This window comes from Cryobacterium sp. MP_M3 (genome assembly GCF_015752155.1).
In the GTDB taxonomy this organism is placed as follows: domain Bacteria; phylum Actinomycetota; class Actinomycetes; order Actinomycetales; family Microbacteriaceae; genus Cryobacterium.
Genome location: NZ_JADOVI010000003.1, coordinates 82,361 through 99,982, shown reverse-complemented (window position 1 = coordinate 99,982; position 17,622 = coordinate 82,361). Strand labels below are relative to the sequence as shown.

Sequence of the window (17,622 nt, the reverse complement as noted above, 5' to 3'; positions counted from 1 at the left end):
ACCTGGTGCGGTTCGGACAGCGGGGCGAAACCGACCGCGCCGTGCTGGACGTGCGGTGCTTTACTGAACTGAGGAAAACTCAGAGGAGGGGCACGATGAAGACTCAAACGTACCTGGGTACGGACATCGCAGGACTGATGCAGGCCGCGCGGGCGGAAGCGCGCCGCATCATGGAGGCTAACAACGGCGACCTGGTCGCCGATCACAAGGCGATCCTGGACCGGCTGGAAGCGGCCGAACTGATCACCGACGACGAAGTGCAGACGCTGCTGGCCCTCTACAAGCTCGGGTTCGAGGCGGGGGAAGGGAAGGCAGACCCCCAGCGGGCATTCTTCGAGTCACGGGAGGTCTACGGCAAACTCGCCGCAGGCGGCAAAGCCAGCCCGGTCGCGCTGGTTGTCGCGTCGGCCGCTGTCGGGTCGTTCGATATCGCCGTGAATCCTGAAGGAACGACGACGGTCACGATCGCCAGGGTGAGCTACGGGTCCAGCCTGGCGGGTATCGGAGCCGGCATCGGGTCGCTACTGGGAGGCCCGGCCGGAGGGGTGCTCGGTGGAGCCATCGGCGGCCTCTTGGGCGGAATAGTGGACGACAAGAAGGGCAAGAAGTAACCCGGCCGGCCAATCTGGAGGGGATGACGGGAATCGAACCCGCGCCATCAGTTTGGAAAACTGAGGCTCTACCATTGAGCTACATCCCCAGGCGCGGTCTCCCGCGCACTCGATTACTGTAGTACACCTTCCGGGGTGACGGATGCACGGCGGGTCGCTTTCGCGTCCTGACCGTGCAGTAGACTTACCGAGGTCATTCCGCTGGTGCGTGAGCTTTGCGCGTCAGGAGCATGACTCCAACGGGTTGAGAGAAAATCCGGGGCGTAGCTCAGCTTGGTAGAGCGCTCGGTTTGGGGCCGAGAGGTCGCAGGTTCGAATCCTGTCGCCCCGACAGTCACCCCCCAGAACATCGTTCGAACACAGGAGATACCCACGTGAAGTCCACGGTCGAAAAGCTGAGTCCCACGCGCGCCAAGGTCACCATTGCGGTGACCCCCGAGGAGCTGAAGCCCAGCATCACCCACGCCTACGGGCACATTGCCGAGGACATCAACATCCCCGGTTTCCGCAAGGGCAAGGTTCCGCCGCCCATCATCGACCAGCGCGTCGGCAAGTCCGCCGTGCTCGAGCACGCGGTCAACGAGAGCCTCGACGGTTTCTACCGCAAGGCCGTCGAAGAGCACAAGCTGCGCCCCCTGGGCCGCCCGGAAGCCGACATCGTCGAATGGCCGAGCGACAAGGACTTCTCCGGAGACCTGCTCCTCGCCATCGAGGTCGACGTGCGCCCCGAGATCGACCTTCCCGCCTACGAGGGCCTGAAGCTCACCGTTGACGCCGTCGAGGTGTCCGATGAAGACGTCACCGAGGAACTCGACCAGCTGCGCAGCCGCTTCGGCACGCTCGTCACGGTCGACCGCCCCGCCACCACCGGCGACTTCGCCCAGATCGACCTGGTCGCCAGCATCAACGAGGTCGAGGTCGACAACGCGACCGGCATCTCCTACGAGGTCGGCTCCGGCGACCTGATCGACGGCATCGACGAGGCGCTCGACTCCCTCAGCGCCGGCGAGACCACCACCTTCAACTCGAAGCTGATGGGTGGCGACCACGAGGGCGAGACCGCTGAGATCACCGTCAAGGTCATCGCCGTCAAGGAGCGCGAGCTTCCGACCGCCGACGACGACTTCGCGCAGATCGCCAGCGAGTTCGACACCATGGCCGAGCTCACCGAGAGCCTCAAGGCGCAGGTCCTGCGTTCAAAGGCCTTCGGACAGGGCAGCCAGGCCCGGGAGAAGCTCGTCGAGCAGCTCCTCGCCTCGGTCGAGGTTCCGATCCCGACCTCGATCATCGAAGACGAGGTGCGCCGCCACCTCGAGGGCGAGAACCGCCTCGAGGACGACGAGCACCGCGCCGAGGTCACCGAGTCCAGCGAGAAGACCTTCCGCCAGCAGATCCTGCTCGACACGATCGCCGAGGCCGAGAAGGTCCAGGTCAGCCAGGACGAGCTCACCCAGTACCTGATCCAGGGCGCCAGCCAGTACGGCATGGACCCGAGCGAATTCGTGCAGGCGCTGAGCGGCAACGGTCAGATCCCGTCGATGGTTGCCGAGGTCGCCCGCAACAAGGCCCTCGCGATCGCCCTCGGCAAGGCCGAGGTCGTCGACTCCAACGGGGCGCCGGTCGACCTGTCCGAGTTCGCCGCCGTCGCCGCGAACGACGACGCCGCCGAAGCTGACGACACCGAGGACGACGCCGAAGAGGCCGACGAGGCACCCGAGGCCGACGCCGCCCCGGCCAAGCCGAAGAAGAAGGCCGCAGCAAAGAAGTAGCACGCCACGAAACGGGGCCGGATGTCGCAGACATCCGGCCCCGTTTTTGCGTGTCGGCCCTGTCGTCGTCACTTCGGCGTTCCGGGGAGCCTCGCGGCGGCGGCGCGCAATCTGCCGAGGGCGAACACGGCCGTTCTCGCGCGTTGGACCCTATAGATTCATTCTGAAGCGACAAGCGAAACGGAGCGCGACATGGCCGATATGGCACCTACACCCGGCGTTTTTGACCGACTGCTCAAAGACCGCATCATCTGGCTCGGTTCAGAGGTTCGGGACGAGAACGCCAACGAGATCTGTGCCAAGATCCTGCTGCTGGCCGCAGAGGACTCTGAGCGGGACATCTTCCTGTACATCAACTCGCCCGGCGGCTCGATCACGGCCGGAATGGCGATCTACGACACGATGAAGTTCGTACCCAACGACATCGTCACCGTCGGCATCGGCCTCGCAGCCTCGATGGGCCAGTTCCTGTTGTCCTCCGGCACCAAGGGCAAGCGCTACATCACCCCGAACGCACGCGTCCTGCTGCACCAGCCGTCCGGCGGATTCGGTGGCACCGCCGCCGACATCCAGACCCAGGCCAAGGTGATCCTGGACATGAAGAAGCGGATGGCCGAACTCACCGCAGAGCAGACCGGCAAGTCGGTCGAGCAGGTCCTCATCGACAACGACCGCGACAACTGGTTCACCGCCCAGGAGGCCGTGGCATACGGCTTCGTCGACCACCTGCGCGAATTCGCGTCGGATGTGGTCGGCGGCGGCGGCACCGACGACTCAGTGAACAAGAAGTAGGACGGGCAGAAACGACATGGAATTCACGAATTTTGGTCACCAGGCCGGGGGCCGCGCCCCGCAGTCGCCCGAGGCCCGCTACATCCTCCCGACCTTTGAAGAGCGCACCGCCTACGGGTACAAGCGTCAGGACCCCTACGCGAAACTGTTCGAGGACCGCATCATCTTCCTCGGGGTGCAGGTCGACGACGCGTCAGCCGATGACGTCATGGCCCAGCTCCTTGTACTGGAGAGCCAGGACCCCGACCGCGACATCGTGATGTACATCAACTCACCGGGTGGTTCCTTCACCGCGATGACGGCGATCTACGACACGATGCAGTACATCCGACCGCACATCCAGACGGTGTGCCTCGGCCAGGCGGCCTCGGCCGCCGCCGTGCTTCTCGCCGGCGGAACGCCCGGAAAGCGCCTCGCCCTTCCGAACGCGCGCATCCTCATCCACCAGCCTTCGGCCGGCGGGCAGGGTGGCGGGCAGGCGTCCGACATCGAAATCCAGGCCGCCGAGATCCAGCGGATGCGTGAGTGGCTGGAATTCACCATCTCCCACCACTCCAACCGCACGGCGGAGCAGGTTCACAAGGACATCGACCGCGACAAGATCCTCGGCGCCCCCGAGGCCCTCGAATACGGCCTGATCGATCAGATCCTGACCAGCCGCAAGAACGTTCCCACGCTCGTCAAGTAGCGCTTCGCAACAATCGCACGTCGAAGACGGCGGATGCCCGGCTGGCCAACAGCCGGGCATCCGCCGGTTTCAGGGCCTCACGGCCGTTTCTCGCCCAGCCGCCGTTATCGTATTTCCACCGGTCCGCACGGCTTGCACACCACAGTCACAGGCACAGGCTAGGCTCAGTTCAGCGTTACCGGCGATACCGATGGAGGAGGCTGACGGATGGCCCGAATAGGCGAGAGTGCCGACCTGTTGAAGTGTTCCTTCTGTGGGAAGAGCCAGAAGCAGGTCCAGCAGCTCATTGCCGGTCCCGGTGTGTACATCTGCGACGAGTGCGTCGAGCTGTGCAACGAGATCATCGAGGAACGCCTGGCCGAGGCCGGCGCCGAAGAAGGCAACGGCGAGTTCGACCTCCCCAAGCCCAAGGAGATCTTCGGTTTCCTCGAGGAATACGTCATCGGGCAGGAAGCCGCCAAGCGTGCCCTCGCCGTTGCCGTCTACAACCACTACAAGCGGGTGCGAGCCCGGGCCACCCTCACCGCCGCCGACGCCATCCACGACGACGTGGAGATCGCCAAGTCCAACATCCTGCTGATCGGCCCGACCGGCTGTGGCAAGACCTACCTCGCCCAGACCCTCGCGAAGCGGCTGAACGTTCCCTTCGCGGTGGCGGATGCGACCGCCCTCACCGAGGCTGGTTACGTCGGTGAAGACGTCGAGAACATCCTGCTCAAGCTGATCCAGGCCGCCGACTACGACGTCAAGCGGGCCGAGACCGGCATCATCTACATCGACGAGATCGACAAGATCGCGCGCAAGGCCGAGAACCCGTCGATCACCCGCGACGTCTCGGGCGAGGGTGTGCAGCAGGCGCTGCTGAAGATCCTCGAAGGCACGGTCGCATCCGTTCCGCCGCAGGGCGGCCGCAAGCATCCGCACCAGGAGTTCATCCAGATCGACACGACGAACGTGCTGTTCATCGTGGCCGGCGCGTTCGCGGGCCTCGACGACATCATCTCCACGCGGGCCGGCAAGAAGGGTATCGGTTTCGGCGCTCCGCTGCACAGCAAGGGCGACGACGTCAACCTCTTCAGCGAGGTGCTTCCCGAAGACCTGCACAAGTTCGGCCTGATCCCCGAATTCATCGGCCGGCTGCCCGTCGTCACCACAGTCACCCAGCTCGACCAGGTGGCCCTGATGCAGATCCTCACCGTGCCGCGGAACGCGCTCGTGCGCCAGTACCAGCGCATGTTCGAACTCGACGGCGTCGAACTCGAATTCGAGCAGCCGGCACTGGAAGCCATCGCCGACCTGGCGGTGCTGCGCAAGACCGGTGCGCGCGGCCTCCGCGCCATCATGGAAGAGGTGCTCGGGCCGATCATGTTCGAGGTGCCGTCGAGCTCCGAAGTCGCCAGGGTCGTCGTGACCCGGGCCGCCGTGCTCGACAACGCCGAGCCGACCATCGTGCTGCACAAGCCACGCCGGGTGGACAAGTCCGCCTGACCCGTCTGCGTTTCCCACGCGACTTCCTGACGAAACCGCCCTCGGCCTCTGGCTGGGGGCGGTTCTGTTTTCGGAGGACTTGACAGGCCCGGCATCTCAGATATGTAATATATCGCATGCCGGTTCCCGCTCGAGATGCCTCCCACCGTCCCGCCTCGCTGCGCGACTACGCCTACGAGGCATTGCGCACCGCCATCGTGGACGGCACCCTCGCACCGGGGGAGAAGCTGCGCGACGCGGAACTCGAGTCCTGGCTCGGGGTGAGCCGAACACCCATCCGCGAGGCCATCGCCCGGCTCGAGACCGCCGGCCTGGTGCGCACCGAACGGGCGCGACAGACCGTCGTCGCCCCGCTTGACGAACGCCTGGCCCTCGGCGCCCAGGCCATCGCGGCGGCGTTGCACGAGCTCGCCGCCCGCGAGGCTGTCGCGCAACTGACCATGGGCGACATCGCCGCAATGGAGGCCGCCAACGAACGATTCCGGCGCGCTCTCGCCGCGAACGACATCGCCGCCGCAATCGCCGCGGACGACGACTTCCACGCCGTTACCGTGCGCGCCAGCGCCAATGAGCTGTTGCCCGCGCTGCTCGAGCAGGTCACCCCCACCCTGAGGCGGCTCGAACGGGCGCGTTTCTCGTCGCTGGCCGGGCGGGCATCCGTCACCGACCACGAACGGATCATCCGGCTCTGTGCGGCCGGACAGGCCGATGCGGCCGGCGTGGCCGTGCGGGAGAACTGGCTCACCCTGGGCCGGATCCTGGCCACGGCCGCCGAACCCGACGACGACTGACCCGGCAACACCACCGTCCCCGCCCCCGCATCACCCGCCCCCGCATCAGCCCGACCCAGAGGAACCCATGGCACTGCGCGACTTTCCCCGTCATCCGCTCACCTTCGGCCCCAGCCCGGTCCATCCCCTGGACAGGCTCACCGCCCACCTCGGCGGCGCACGAATCTGGGCCAAACGGGAGGACGTGAACAGCGGGCTTGCCTTCGGCGGCAACAAGACCCGCAAACTCGAATACCTGGTTCCGGACGCCCTCGCCCAGGGCGCGGACACCCTCGTCTCCATCGGCGGAATCCAGTCCAACCACACCCGTCAGGTCGCCGCGGTCGCCGCGCACCTCGGCCTCAAGGCCGTGCTCGTGCAGGAGCAGTGGGTGAACTGGCCGGACAGCGTCAACGACAGGGTCGGCAACATCCTGCTGTCACGGCTCACCGGCGCCGACGTGCGCATCTCGTCCGAGGGCTTCGGCATCGGCTTCAAGGATTCCTGGACGCAGGCCATCGCCGACGTCCAGGCGGCAGGCGGAACGCCCTACCCGATCCCGGCCGGTGCCTCGGACCACCGCCTGGGAGGGCTGGGTTTCGCCAACTGGGCCCACGAGGTGGCCGCCCAGGAACAGGACCTCGGCGTCTTCTTCGACACCATCGTGGTGTGCAGCGTCACCGGATCCACCCACGCGGGCATGATCGCCGGGTTCGCCGATCTCGAGGCCAACTTCGGCGGACGGAAGCGACGGGTGCTCGGCATCGACGCCTCCGCCAAGATCGAGGCCACCCGGGACCAGGTCGCCCGCATCGCCCGCAACACGGCCGAGCTGATCGGCGTGGGGCGTCCCATCGATGACGCGGAGATCACCGTGCTCGAGGGCTGGGCGGGCGAGTACTACGGCATCCCGGTCGAGTCGACCAACGCGGCCATTCGGCTCACCGCGAGCCTGGAGGGCGTGATCATCGACCCCGTCTACGAGGGCAAATCCATGGCGGGCCTGATCGACCTCGTCCGCAGCGGCGACATCGACCCCGGCAGCAATGTGCTCTACGCCCACCTCGGCGGTCAGCCCGCGATCAACGCCTACAGCGCGCTCTACCACTGACCCCCGGGAACCGACTGTTGCCGCCACGGACAAGTGTGGCTGTTATGCCAGCCACAGTTGTCCGCAGCGGCAACAATTTCTGGTTGCGGCGGGGCGGTGCGGGCGCGGCTAGTTCAGGCCGCGCCGGTCGAGCAGGGGCTGGATCCGGGCGTCCCGGCCGCGGAAGTCGCGGTAGGCCGCGAGCTGGTCCATGCTGCCGCCGACGCCCAGCAGGCGGCGCCGGAACCGGTCGCCGTTCTCCCTGGTGAGGCCGCCGTTCTCGGTGAACCAGTCCACCGTGTCAGCGTCGAGCACCTCGCTCCAGATATACGAGTAGTAGCCGGCGTCGTAACCGCCGGCGAAGGTGTGCGCGAAGTAGGTGCTCGCGTAGCGGGTGGGCACCGCCTTGTTCGCCAGGCCGACGGCGGCGAGGGCGGATGCCTCGAACTCCGCGACATCCGTCACCACCGTGTCGGTGTCGATCAGGTGCCAGGCCTGGTCGAGCAGGGCCGCCGCGAGGTATTCGCTGGTGAGGAACCCCTCGTTGAAGGTCGCCGAGGCACGGATGCGGTCGACCAGCTCCTGCGGCATGCTCTCGCCGGTCACGGTGTGCTTCGCGAAATTCGCCAGCACCTCCGGCCAGAGCAACCACATCTCGTTGACCTGGCTGGGGAACTCGACGAAGTCCCGGTAGACGCTGGTGCCGGCGAACTTCGGATAGGTGACCCGGGCGAAGAGACCGTGCAGGGCATGGCCGAACTCATGGAACAGGGTCGTCGCCTCGTCGTAGCTGAGTAGGGTGGGCTCGCCGGTCGAGGGTTTGGGCACGTTGAGGTTGTTGCAGACCACCACGGGGGTGCCCAGCAGCGCGGACTGGGAGACGAGGGGGTTCATCCAGGCGCCGCCGCGTTTGGAGTCCCGGGTGTACAGGTCGAGGATGTACAACCCGACGGGGGAGCCGTCGGCCTCGGCGACCTCGAAGACGCGGGCCTCCGGGTGCCAGGCGACCAGGTCGTCACGTTCGGTGAACGTCACCCCATAGAGGCTGGTCGCGGCGAAGAAGACGCCGTCGTGCAGCACGCGTTCGAGTTCGAAGTAGGGCCGCATGGCCTGGCTGTCCACGTCGAACCGGGCCCGGCGCACCTTCTCGGTGTAGAACGCCCAGTCCCAGGCGGCCAGGGTGAAACCACCGCCCTCACTGTTGATGACCGCTTGTAGGTCCGCCTGCTCGGCCAGCGCGTTCCGGGCAGCGGCCGGCGCGAGCCGTCCGAGCAGGTCGGCGACCGCGCCCGGCGTCTTCGCGGTCTCGTCCGCCGTGACCGCGGACGCATGGTTGGCGAACCCGAGCAGCCGGGCCCGGGCGGCGCGGAGGGCGGTGATCTCGAGCACCAGGGCCCGGTTGTCGTGGGCACCGCCACGGATGCCGCGGGCGCGCGAGGCGGCCAGCAGCCGCTCCCGCACGCCCCGGTTGGTGAGTTGCGCCAGATAGGGATGGCTGGTGGGAAGCACGAGGGTGATCACGTACCGGCCGGCCAGCCCGCGGGATTCGGCGGCCAGGGCGGCCGCCGAGATCTCCCCGGCCGAGAGCCCGTCAAGCTCGGCGACATCCTCGATCACGAGGGCCAGGTCGTTCGTGTCCGCCAGCAGGTTCTTCTCGAACCGGGTGCCGGCGACACCGAGCCGCGCGTTCAGGTCGCGCAGGACGGCCTTGTCCGCGTCCGACAGGCCGGCCCCGGCGAGCGTGAACTCGGTGAAGTACCGTTCGACCAGGTACCGCGACTCCGGGTCGAGGCCCAGCGCCTCCCTCTGTTCATGCACGGCGGCGATGCGGGCGAAGAGCGCGGGGTCGAGGCGGATGGCGTCGGCGTGCGCGGCGAGCAACGGCGCCAGCTCCTCCTCGAGCGCGTTGGTGAAGTCGCTCGAGTGCGACGAGCTCAGGTTGAAGAAGACCTCCGCCACCCGGCTGAACGCCTGGCCGCTGCGCTCGAGCGGCAGCAGGGTGTTCTCGAACGTCGGCGGCTCCGGATTCGCTCCGATGGCCGCCACCTCGGCCCGCTGCTGCGCCATTCCCTCGAGGAAGGCAGGGCGGTAGTGCTCCTCGGCGATCTCCGCGAACGGGGGCAGCTGGAACGGGAGCGTGCTTGGACGCGAGAAGGGATTCATCGATTCACCATGAAACAAACCTAGTTCGACCGACACCGGTTCCGCTTCCGTGCGTAGGCTCAGGGCATGACCGACCAGCCCGAACGCCCCGAGACCGCACCGCGCGACCACTACACGCACGGTCACCACGAAAGCGTGCTCCGCTCGCACACCTGGCGCACCGTGGCGAACTCGGCGGCCTACCTCATCCCACACCTCGACCCCGGATCGACCCTCCTCGACGTGGGCTGCGGGCCCGGCACCATCACGGTCGACCTGGCCCGGCGCCTCTCACCCGGCCAGGTCACCGGCATCGACGCCGCGGAGGAGATCATCCACCGCGCGGCCGGCCTCGCCTTCGACGAGGGCGTGCGCAACGTGGTCTTCCAGGTCGGCGACGTCTACTCCCTGGACTTCCCGGATGAGTCCTTCGATATTGTGCACGCCCACCAGGTGCTGCAGCACGTCGCCAACCCGGTCGCGGCGATGAAGGAGATCCGGCGGGTGCTGAGGCCCGGCGGGGTGTTCGCCGCGCGGGACGTGGACTACGGCGGGGTGATGATGTATCCCAAACTGCCCGGCCTGCTGCTGTGGATGACCGCCTACCGTGACGTGCACTACTGGAACGGCGGCGACCCCGACGCGGGGCGGGCGTTGAAGGCCTGGGCCCGGCAGGCCGGGTTCACCGGTGTCGCCAGCAGCGCGTCGATCTGGTGCTTCGCCTCGGACGCCGAACGGGAGTGGTGGGGAGAATCCTGGGCCGTGCGCGCCACCGAATCCGCTTTCGCGGCGCACGCGATCGAGGTCGGCGCGGCCGACCTCGCCGACCTGCGACAGATCGCGGCGGCCTGGCGGCAGTGGGCGGCCGACCCCGACGGCTGGTTCGGGATGCCGCACGGCGAGATCATCGCCCGGAAGTAGCATCAAGGGTGCCCTTCCTGGATCAGTTGAACCACTGGGCCCGGCACCAGCCGGGCGCGACGGCCGTCGAGGTCGGTGCCGACCGGCTCAGCTTCGCGGGACTGGCGGCCCGGGCAACCGGCGCGCTGCCCGATGACGCCGACCGGGCGTTCATCACCGTCATCAGCCTGCCCAACGGCATCGACTTCGCCGTCGCCCTCACCGCCGGGCTCGCCGGCGACGGCGCCGTCGCCGTGCTCGACCCGGGCTGGCCGGTCGCCCAGCGGGAGGCCGTCACCCAAAGGCTGGCCACCGAGGGTTCCCGGCGCCGGCAGCGGCCCCCGGCCGGTTCCGTCCCGGAACTGGCCGACGGGCGCCCAGAGTCCGTCGTCCTTTACGGGTTCACCTCCGGGACCACCTCCCTGCCCAAGGCATTCACCCGCACCCGGGAATCCTGGCGGCGCTCATTCGCAGCCGGCACGGACTACTTCGGGCTGACCCGGCACGATCGCACGCTCGCGCCGGGACCGCTGTCGTCCAGCCTCACCCTGTACGCCCTGGCCGAGTCCCTGCACGCCGGCGGCACCTTCGTCACGCTGCCGGACTTCGACCTGGCCGCCGCCCTCGCCTGCGTCGCCGACCGGGAGATCACCCGGCTCGTCCTGGTGCCCACCGTGCTGCGCCTGCTCGCCGAACGCGGCGTGGCCGGCGGGGTCGACGGCCGGGGGCTGACCTGCATCATCAGCGCCGGGGCCCGGCTGGATCCCGCCACCCTGGCCGCCGCACGACGGTTCGCGCCCAACGCGACCATCCACGAGTACTACGGGGCTGCCGAGCTCAGCTTCATCGCAGCGTCCACGCTGCGCCCGGGGGATGCACCCGGAACGGATGCCACGGCCGTCGGGCGCGCGTTCCCCGGGGTCTCCCTGAGCATCAGGGACGAGGCCGGGCGGGAACTGCCCCCGAACGAAACCGGCACGATCTTCGTGCGCAGCGACCTGGTCAGCAACGGCTATGCCTGGGGCGACGACGGCGAGGCCTTCCGCCGCGACGGGGACTGGTGCACCGTCGGCGACCTCGGCTTCCTCGACCGGGACGACGTGCTGCACTTCCGGAACCGGCGGGCGGACATGATCGTCACCGCCGGCCAGAACGTGTACCCGCAGGAGGTCGAGGCGGCCCTGCAGGGCCTGCCGGGCGTCGCATCCGTCGTCGCGGTCGGCGTGCCGGATGCCCGCCGGGGCACCCGGCTCGTCGTGGCGGTCCTCGGCGGCCCCGAGGTCGACGCGGCGGCGCTGCGGCGGGCCTGCGCCGCCGCGCTCACGGGAGCGAAACGGCCCCGGTCCTACTACCGGCTCGCCGCGCTGCCCCTTGCCCCCGGCGGCAAACTCAGCCGCCATCTTCTCACCCGCTGGATCACCGAGGGAGACCCGCGTGTCACCGCACTCGACTGACGCTGCCCGCCCGGGCGCCGACCGCGAGCCGGTCATCCTCCTCGGCCGCCGCACCGCCTTCGGCCGGGTGAACGGCACCCTGGCGACGCTCACGGCCGACCGGCTGCTCGCGCCGGTGCTGTCCGGGCTGCTGGCCGACGCGGGCGTCGCCCCGGAGACGGTCGACGACGTCATCATCGGCAACGCGGTCGGCGGAGGCGGCAACGTGGCCCGCCTTGCCCTGCTGCGCGCGGGCCTGCCCGTGACGGTGCCGGGCCTGACCGTCGACCGCCAGTGCGGCTCCGGCCTCGAAGCCATCGTCCTGGCCTGCCGCCTCATCGCCGCGGGCGCCGGCGACATCTACCTGGCCGGCGGGGTGGAGAGCTGCAGCACGGCACCGCTCCGGGCCCATCGGCTCACCTCGACGCCCGGGCGCCCTGACTTCTTCGACCGGGTGCGGTTCTCCCCGGACGAGGTCGGCGACCCTGAGATGGGCGTCGCCGCCGAGAATGTGGCCGACCGGTTCGGCATCACCCGGGAGCGACAGGACGCGTTCGCACTGCGCAGCCACCGGCTGGCCATCCTGGCCGGCAAGTCAGGACAGCTGGCCGAGGAGATCGTCTCCCTCCGCACCGATGCCGGACTGGTCGGCGCCGACGAGGGCCCGCGGCCCCGCCTCACGGCCGATCTGCTGAGCCGGTTCAGGCCCGCCTTCCGGCCAGGGGGAACCGTCACCGCCGGCAACTCCTGCGCCGACGCCGACGGGGCCGTCGCCGTGCTGGTGACCAGCCGCAGGACAGCGGATGCCCTCGGCCTCGGCGGCGGGCTGCGCTTCGTCGATTCGGCGGTGACGGGCACGAACCCGAACCTGCTCGGCATCGGCGGCGGCGAGGCGGCCCGGCTGGTGCTCTCCCGTCAAGGGCTTGAGGGCCCGGACCTGTCCCGGATCGAATTCAATGAGGCCTTCGCAGCCCAGGTGCTGGCGTCACTGGATCTCCTGGGCATCGCGGAGGAGCGCGCCAACCGGCAGGGCGGGGCGCTGGCCGTCGGCCATCCGTTCGGCGCGAGCGGGGCGCTGCTGGTGCTCGGCCTGCTGCGGCAGTGCCGGGCCTCCGCCTCGCCGGGGGAGGTCGGCCTCACCGCCGTGAGCATCGCCGGGGGACTGGGCGTCGCGGCCCTCTGGCGTTGGGACGGACGGGGAGGGGCGGGGCCCGGGCGGTGATTTCCGCTGGACCGGGCGGGTGTTGGCCGACGCCGGTCAGGGCGCGGTGCGCCGGTTGAAGTCCAGGAGCCGCGACTGCATGTCCCAGTAGGGGGTGGCGGCCGGGGTCGGCAGGTTGTCGCGCAGGGCGACGGCAACGTTCACGGCCGCGTCGACCGCCGCGCGGTAGGGCAGGGAACCGGAACTGACTCGCCCGACGCCCAGCCGCCCCAGCTCGGCAACGGTCAGCGTGGGATGCGCCAGTAGGTTGACGGGCAGGCCGATCCCGGCGGTGATGCGCCGGATGTCCTCCGGGGCCAGAGCTCCGGGAACGAAGATCCCGTCGGCCCCGGCGTCGGCGTAGGCGCGGGCACGGAGCAGCACGGCTTCCACCGTGGCCTGTTCGGCAAACCAGAAGTTGTCCACCCGGGCATTCACGAACAGGTCAGGACAGCGTCGTTTGACGGCGGCGACTTTGGCGGCGAAGGCCGCAGGATCCACCAGGTGCCCGGCCGTGCTGTCCTCCAGGTTGATCCCGGCCACGCCCAGGGCCGCCAGGCCGGCCACGAATCCGGCCACTTCCGCGGGATCATCTGAGTAGCCGTCCTCGATGTCCGTGGTGACGTGGACAGGCAGGCGGCACAGCCGCGCCGCGAGTGCGGCCGTCGCTGCCTTGCTGGACCGGTCGCCATCGGGCAGGCCGGCGCTGGCCGCAATGCCGAAGCTGGTGGTGCCGACAGCGGGGAATCCTGCGGCCGCGAACGCCAGGGCCGAGCCGACGTCCCAGGAATTGGGCAGCAGGAGTGGCGCACCGGAGTAGTGGAGTTCCCGAAAAGTGACCATTTGGTTCCCGTCCCAGAGAGTCGGAATACTGGTCACGAGCATACTGGCGCGCGGTGCGCGCGCAAGCGCCCTCAGTCGTCGATGGCGGCGAGGCCCCGGCGTTTCAGATCGGCGAGGGCGTCTCGCATGGCCTGCACCTGATCGGGCGGGTGTCCGGTCCAGTCCACGAGTTCGCCGACGATCTGAACCGGCTCCCTGGTGCGATACGACCGGGTCGGATTGCCGGGGAACTTCTTGTCCGTCAGATTGGGGTCGTCTTCGAGGGTGCCCGTCGGTTCCACGATGTAGATCCGCCCACGGCCCTGGCCCGCGGCCAGTTCAGCTCCCCAGGTTGCGGCATCCAGGGTTCTCGTCAGGTAGATGTGATTCGCGGTTCGTCCTTCTTCGAAGTTCGAGCCGCGGCCGGGCATCAGAAAGTCCCCGACCGCCAGGTCCGCCTTGGTGCCGTGAAGCAGGGCCCCGGATTCGTGAACTTCGAATGGTTTGGGCTCGTTCCCCATGGACTCTCCCGCCTGCTAGATCCAGTCCTCGTCGTCCTCAACGGCCACGGCAGGCTGGGTGATGGTGGCGCTGTCCTCGCCCGGGTTGTACCGGATGACGGTGCCGTCGTCGAGCTCGAGCACCGGCTGGGCCTCGAGCCAGGTCAGCGTCCATCGCCAGCCGCTGTTGTCCTCGCCCAGGGCGGCGAGTTCCTCCTCGACCGCCTGGATCGCGATCTCGACCACGTGCGGCAGTCCCGCCGGAACCGGTCCGCCGAGTGGAAAGCGGTTTCCCAGCTGCACTCTAGAGCTCGATCTCGTAGGTGACCCAGTCCGTGCGGGTGGCGACATCGTCGTACAGGCGCTGGGCTTCAACGTTGTCGGCAGCCGTGATCCACGCCATGGTGCTGAGGTGGTGCTCGGTGGCGTACTGCTTCGCGAACTCGATCAGGGCGCGTCCCACCCCGGTGCTGCGCGACTCGGGGACCACGAACAGGTCGTCCAGGTAGAGCCCGCGGGTCGCGCTGAGCGTGTTCGGCACCTCGCGATAGTGGGCGAAACCGATGAAGTCACCCTCGTCATTGACGGCGACCGCTCCGGCGAGCACGTGGTTCTTGTCGATGATCCAGCTCCAGACCTGGAGCGCCTTCTCATCGGTGAGCGCACTCTTGTAGAACTCGCTGTAGCCCTCGAAGAGGCCTAACCACGAGAAAAAGTCCTTGTCGCCCAGTGTTCGTACCTTGACTGACATCCGGTTCTCCTAACTTTCTGGCACCGTGTCGAGCACGATGTCAGTGACAGCCAATTCGCTGCCATCGACAAAAACCAATTCCGAGATACGACCGACGGCCCGCAGATCATCGGAAGCCTGCGCGAGCAAGGCAACCTCAGCGGCCGTTCCGCTAATTACAGCAGATGCGACGGCAGATTTCTGGGATGCTTTCGCATCGGTCTTGGCGCGCCGGATGCCGGTGAGCGCCCGGCTGGCCAAATCGAGCAGGGCGACGTTGCCGGCGCTGCCCGCGGCGAGCTCGGCCTGGCTCGGCCACGGTGCCCGGTGCACCGAGCCGTCATTGGACCAGGACCAGGCTTCCTCGGTGGCGAACGGCACGAACGGCGCGAACAGGCGCAACAGGGTGGCGAGGGCCGTGCGGAGCGCGGCGACAGCCGACGCCTGGCCGGCACCGCTCTCGCCGTAGGCGCGTTCCTTGACCAGCTCGAGGTAGTCGTCGCAGAAGGTCCAGAAGAAACTCTCGGTGAGTTCGAGGGCCCGGGCGTGGTCGTAACCCTCGAACGCGGCCGTGGCCTGGCCGACGACGACGCTGAGGCGGGCGAGCATGCTCTGGTCGATCGGCTCGGTGACAGGCGCGTCAGCGGCGCCGTCGAAGCCGAGTATGAACTTCGAGGCGTTCAGGATCTTGATCGCGAGGCGACGGCCGATCTTGATCTGGGTGGGGTTCTTCGGGTCGAACGCGGCATCCGTGCCCAGGCGCGACGATGCGGCCCAGTAGCGCACCGCGTCGGACCCGTGCTGCTCGAGCATGTCGGCCGGGGTCACCACGTTGCCCTTGGACTTGGACATCTTCTTGCGGTCGGGGTCGACGATGAAGCCCGACAGCGCCGCGTGCTGCCACGGTGACACGCCGTGCTCGAGCTCGGCGCGGAGCAGGGTGGAGAACAGCCAGGTGCGGATGATGTCCTGGCCCTGCGGGCGGAGCGAGTACGGGTAGACGAGATCGAACAGTTCGGGGTCGCGTTCCCAGCCGCCGGCGAGCTGCGGGGTGAGCGACGACGTGGCCCAGGTGTCCATCACGTCGACCTCTCCGACGAAACCGTTCGCGGCCCCGCGCTGGTCGGCGCTGTAGCCGGGAGCGGTGTCGGACGACGGGTCGACCGGGAGCAGGTCGCGGGTGGCCACGATCGGCTGGTCGAAGACCGGGTTGGCGTCGGCATCCAGCGGGTACCAGACAGGAAGGGGGACGCCGAAGAAGCGCTGGCGGGAGACCAGCCAATCGCCGGTGAGGCCGTTGACCCAGTTCTCGTAGCGAACGCGCATGAACTCGGGGTGCCACTGCAGGTCGGCGCCGTGGGAGATGAGGCGGGAGCGCAGGGCCTCGTCGCGGGCACCGTTGCGGATGTACCACTGGCGGGTCGACACGATCTCAAGCGGCTTGTCGCCCTTTTCGAAGAACTTGACCGGGTGCACGATCGGTTTGGGCTCGCCGATCATGTCGCCGCTCGCGCGGAGCAGTTCCACCACGGCCTGCTTCGCGGAGAAGACCGTCTTGCCGGCCAGCTGGGCGTAGGCGGAACGGCCGGCCTCGCTCACGATGACGGCGGGGGCCTCAGCGATGATCCGGCCGTCGAAGCCCATGATCGCGCGGTTGGGCAGGTCGAGTTCGCGCCACCAGACCACGTCGGTCACGTCGCCGAAGGTGCAGATCATCGCGATTCCGCTGCCCTTATCCTTCTGGGCGAGGTGGTGCGCGAGGATCGGCACCTCCACGTCGAAGAGCGGGGTGCGCACGACGGTGCCGAAGAGCGCCTTGTACCGTTCGTCGTCGGGGTGCGCGACGAGGGCCACGCAGGCTGGCAGCAGTTCGGGGCGGGTGGTTTCGATCTCGATGGTGCTGTTGTCGGGCTTCCGGAACGACACCCGGTGGTAGGCGGCGGGCATCTCCTTGTCTTCGAGCTCCGCCTGGGCCACGGCGGTGCGGAAGGTCACGTCCCACAGGGTCGGCGCCATCGCCTGGTAGGCCTCGCCGCGCTCCACGTTGCCGAGGAACGCGAGCTGGGAGGTGATCAGCGAATCGTGGCCGATCGTGCGGTAGGTCTGGGTCCAGTCCACGCTCAGGCCGAGGGTGCGCCAGAGGGCCTCGAACTGCTTCTCGTCCTCGATGGTGAGGCGCTCGCACAGTTCGATGAAGTTACGGCGGCTGATCGGGAGCTGGTCGGCGGCCTTGCTGCTCTTGCCGTCGCCGCCCTCGAACGGCGGGGTGAAGTCGTCCGCGTAGGGGAGGGAAGGGTCGCAGCGCACGCCGTAGTAGTTCTGCACCCGGCGCTCGGTGGGCAGGCCGTTGTCGTCCCAGCCCATCGGGTAGAACACGTCGCGGCCGCGCATCCGCTGGAAGCGGGCGATGACGTCGGTGTGCGTGTAGGAGAACACGTGCCCGATGTGCAGCGAGCCGGACGCGGTCGGCGGCGGGGTGTCGATGGAGTAGATGTTCGCGCGGGTGGCGGAGTCCCGGTCGAACCGGTAGGTGCCGGAGTCTTCCCAGCTGCCGCCCCACTTGGTTTCGAGACCCTCGAGGGCCGGTTTGTCCGGAACGCTGGCGGCGGTCATGTTTCTCCGTTTGTCTGTGTGCGGCACCGTGTCGTTGGTGAGGTGCCTGAGTATTGGGCCTCACCCAATCTAC

16 protein-coding genes and 2 tRNA genes are annotated in these 17,622 nt (G+C 68.4%); 11 read left to right on the top strand and 7 right to left on the bottom strand.

What is annotated here, in order from left to right:
• The first annotated feature begins 95 nt into the window (after positions 1-95).
• Complete coding sequence (locus IWX89_RS05060) at positions 96-611, top strand: hypothetical protein (RefSeq protein WP_196902483.1); 516 nt, start codon at positions 96-98, stop codon at positions 609-611.
• A 15-nt stretch (positions 612-626) separates the two neighbouring features.
• On the opposite strand, the gene IWX89_RS05055 is transcribed toward IWX89_RS05060, so the two are convergent.
• Positions 627-700: transfer RNA gene (locus tag IWX89_RS05055), tRNA-Gly, on the bottom strand.
• A 168-nt stretch (positions 701-868) separates the two neighbouring features.
• On the opposite strand from IWX89_RS05055, the gene IWX89_RS05050 reads away from it, so the two are divergent.
• The 7 genes from IWX89_RS05050 to IWX89_RS05020 all read left to right on the top strand — a co-directional run bounded on the left by IWX89_RS05050 (position 869) and on the right by IWX89_RS05020 (position 7,229).
• Positions 869-942, top strand: a tRNA-Pro gene (locus IWX89_RS05050).
• Positions 943-985: 43 nt separating this feature from the next.
• The gene (gene tig / locus IWX89_RS05045; RefSeq protein WP_196902482.1) at positions 986-2,380 is read left to right on the top strand and encodes a trigger factor; all 1,395 of its coding nucleotides are present in this window, start codon (positions 986-988) and stop codon (positions 2,378-2,380) included.
• A gap of 192 nt (positions 2,381-2,572) precedes the next feature.
• Positions 2,573-3,172: an ATP-dependent Clp protease proteolytic subunit gene (locus IWX89_RS05040; RefSeq protein ID WP_134507475.1), complete on the top strand. Its 600-nt coding sequence runs from the start codon at positions 2,573-2,575 to the stop codon at positions 3,170-3,172.
• Between the two features lie 16 nt (positions 3,173-3,188).
• Positions 3,189-3,860 (top strand): ATP-dependent Clp protease proteolytic subunit, encoded by a 672-nt coding sequence (locus IWX89_RS05035; protein WP_134507476.1) that lies wholly within the window; start codon positions 3,189-3,191, stop codon positions 3,858-3,860.
• A 207-nt stretch (positions 3,861-4,067) separates the two neighbouring features.
• Positions 4,068-5,348 (top strand): ATP-dependent Clp protease ATP-binding subunit ClpX, encoded by a 1,281-nt coding sequence (gene clpX / locus IWX89_RS05030; protein WP_196902481.1) that lies wholly within the window; start codon positions 4,068-4,070, stop codon positions 5,346-5,348.
• Between the two features lie 116 nt (positions 5,349-5,464).
• Positions 5,465-6,139, top strand: a complete 675-nt coding sequence (locus tag IWX89_RS05025; protein ID WP_196902480.1) for a GntR family transcriptional regulator — start codon at positions 5,465-5,467, stop codon at positions 6,137-6,139.
• A gap of 67 nt (positions 6,140-6,206) precedes the next feature.
• A complete protein-coding gene (locus tag IWX89_RS05020; RefSeq protein WP_196902479.1) occupies positions 6,207-7,229 on the top strand; it encodes a 1-aminocyclopropane-1-carboxylate deaminase in 1,023 nt (340 codons plus the stop codon).
• A 108-nt stretch (positions 7,230-7,337) separates the two neighbouring features.
• Here the strand turns inward: IWX89_RS05020 and IWX89_RS05015 are convergent, their stop codons facing one another.
• Positions 7,338-9,371 carry a M3 family metallopeptidase gene (locus tag IWX89_RS05015; protein ID WP_196902478.1) on the bottom strand — a complete coding sequence of 678 codons (2,034 nt, stop codon included), beginning with the start codon at positions 9,369-9,371 and terminating at the stop codon, positions 7,338-7,340.
• A gap of 66 nt (positions 9,372-9,437) precedes the next feature.
• Between IWX89_RS05015 and IWX89_RS05010 the strand changes: the two genes are divergently transcribed.
• From IWX89_RS05010 to IWX89_RS05005, 3 genes are read left to right on the top strand one after another with little or no spacing between them, the layout of a single operon-like run.
• Entirely contained in the window at positions 9,438-10,271 is an 834-nt protein-coding gene (locus tag IWX89_RS05010; protein WP_196902477.1) for a methyltransferase domain-containing protein, read from the top strand.
• A gap of 8 nt (positions 10,272-10,279) precedes the next feature.
• The gene (locus IWX89_RS18385; protein WP_307836429.1) at positions 10,280-11,704 is read left to right on the top strand and encodes an AMP-binding protein; all 1,425 of its coding nucleotides are present in this window, start codon (positions 10,280-10,282) and stop codon (positions 11,702-11,704) included.
• Positions 11,685-12,905 carry a thiolase family protein gene (locus IWX89_RS05005; protein ID WP_307836428.1) on the top strand — a complete coding sequence of 407 codons (1,221 nt, stop codon included), beginning with the start codon at positions 11,685-11,687 and terminating at the stop codon, positions 12,903-12,905. The genes IWX89_RS18385 and IWX89_RS05005 overlap by 20 nt, the downstream gene beginning before the upstream one ends.
• Before the next feature lie 36 nt (positions 12,906-12,941).
• Here IWX89_RS05005 and IWX89_RS05000 read toward each other — a convergent pair whose 3' ends face one another.
• The 5 genes from IWX89_RS05000 to valS form a co-directional block, all read right to left on the bottom strand.
• Positions 12,942-13,727 (bottom strand): isocitrate lyase/phosphoenolpyruvate mutase family protein, encoded by a 786-nt coding sequence (locus tag IWX89_RS05000; RefSeq protein WP_196902475.1) that lies wholly within the window; start codon positions 13,725-13,727, stop codon positions 12,942-12,944.
• Between the two features lie 71 nt (positions 13,728-13,798).
• On the bottom strand, positions 13,799-14,227 hold the full coding sequence (gene arr, locus IWX89_RS04995; RefSeq protein WP_196902474.1) for an NAD(+)--rifampin ADP-ribosyltransferase: 429 nt from the start codon (positions 14,225-14,227) through the stop codon (positions 13,799-13,801).
• A gap of 15 nt (positions 14,228-14,242) precedes the next feature.
• On the bottom strand, positions 14,243-14,509 hold the full coding sequence (locus IWX89_RS04990; protein ID WP_196902473.1) for a hypothetical protein: 267 nt from the start codon (positions 14,507-14,509) through the stop codon (positions 14,243-14,245).
• Between the two features lies 1 nt (position 14,510).
• The gene (locus IWX89_RS04985) at positions 14,511-14,957 is read right to left on the bottom strand and encodes a GNAT family N-acetyltransferase (protein ID WP_196902472.1); all 447 of its coding nucleotides are present in this window, start codon (positions 14,955-14,957) and stop codon (positions 14,511-14,513) included.
• Positions 14,958-14,966: 9 nt separating this feature from the next.
• Positions 14,967-17,549: a valine--tRNA ligase gene (gene valS / locus IWX89_RS04980; protein ID WP_196902471.1), complete on the bottom strand. Its 2,583-nt coding sequence runs from the start codon at positions 17,547-17,549 to the stop codon at positions 14,967-14,969.
• Positions 17,550-17,622 lie beyond the last annotated feature (73 nt).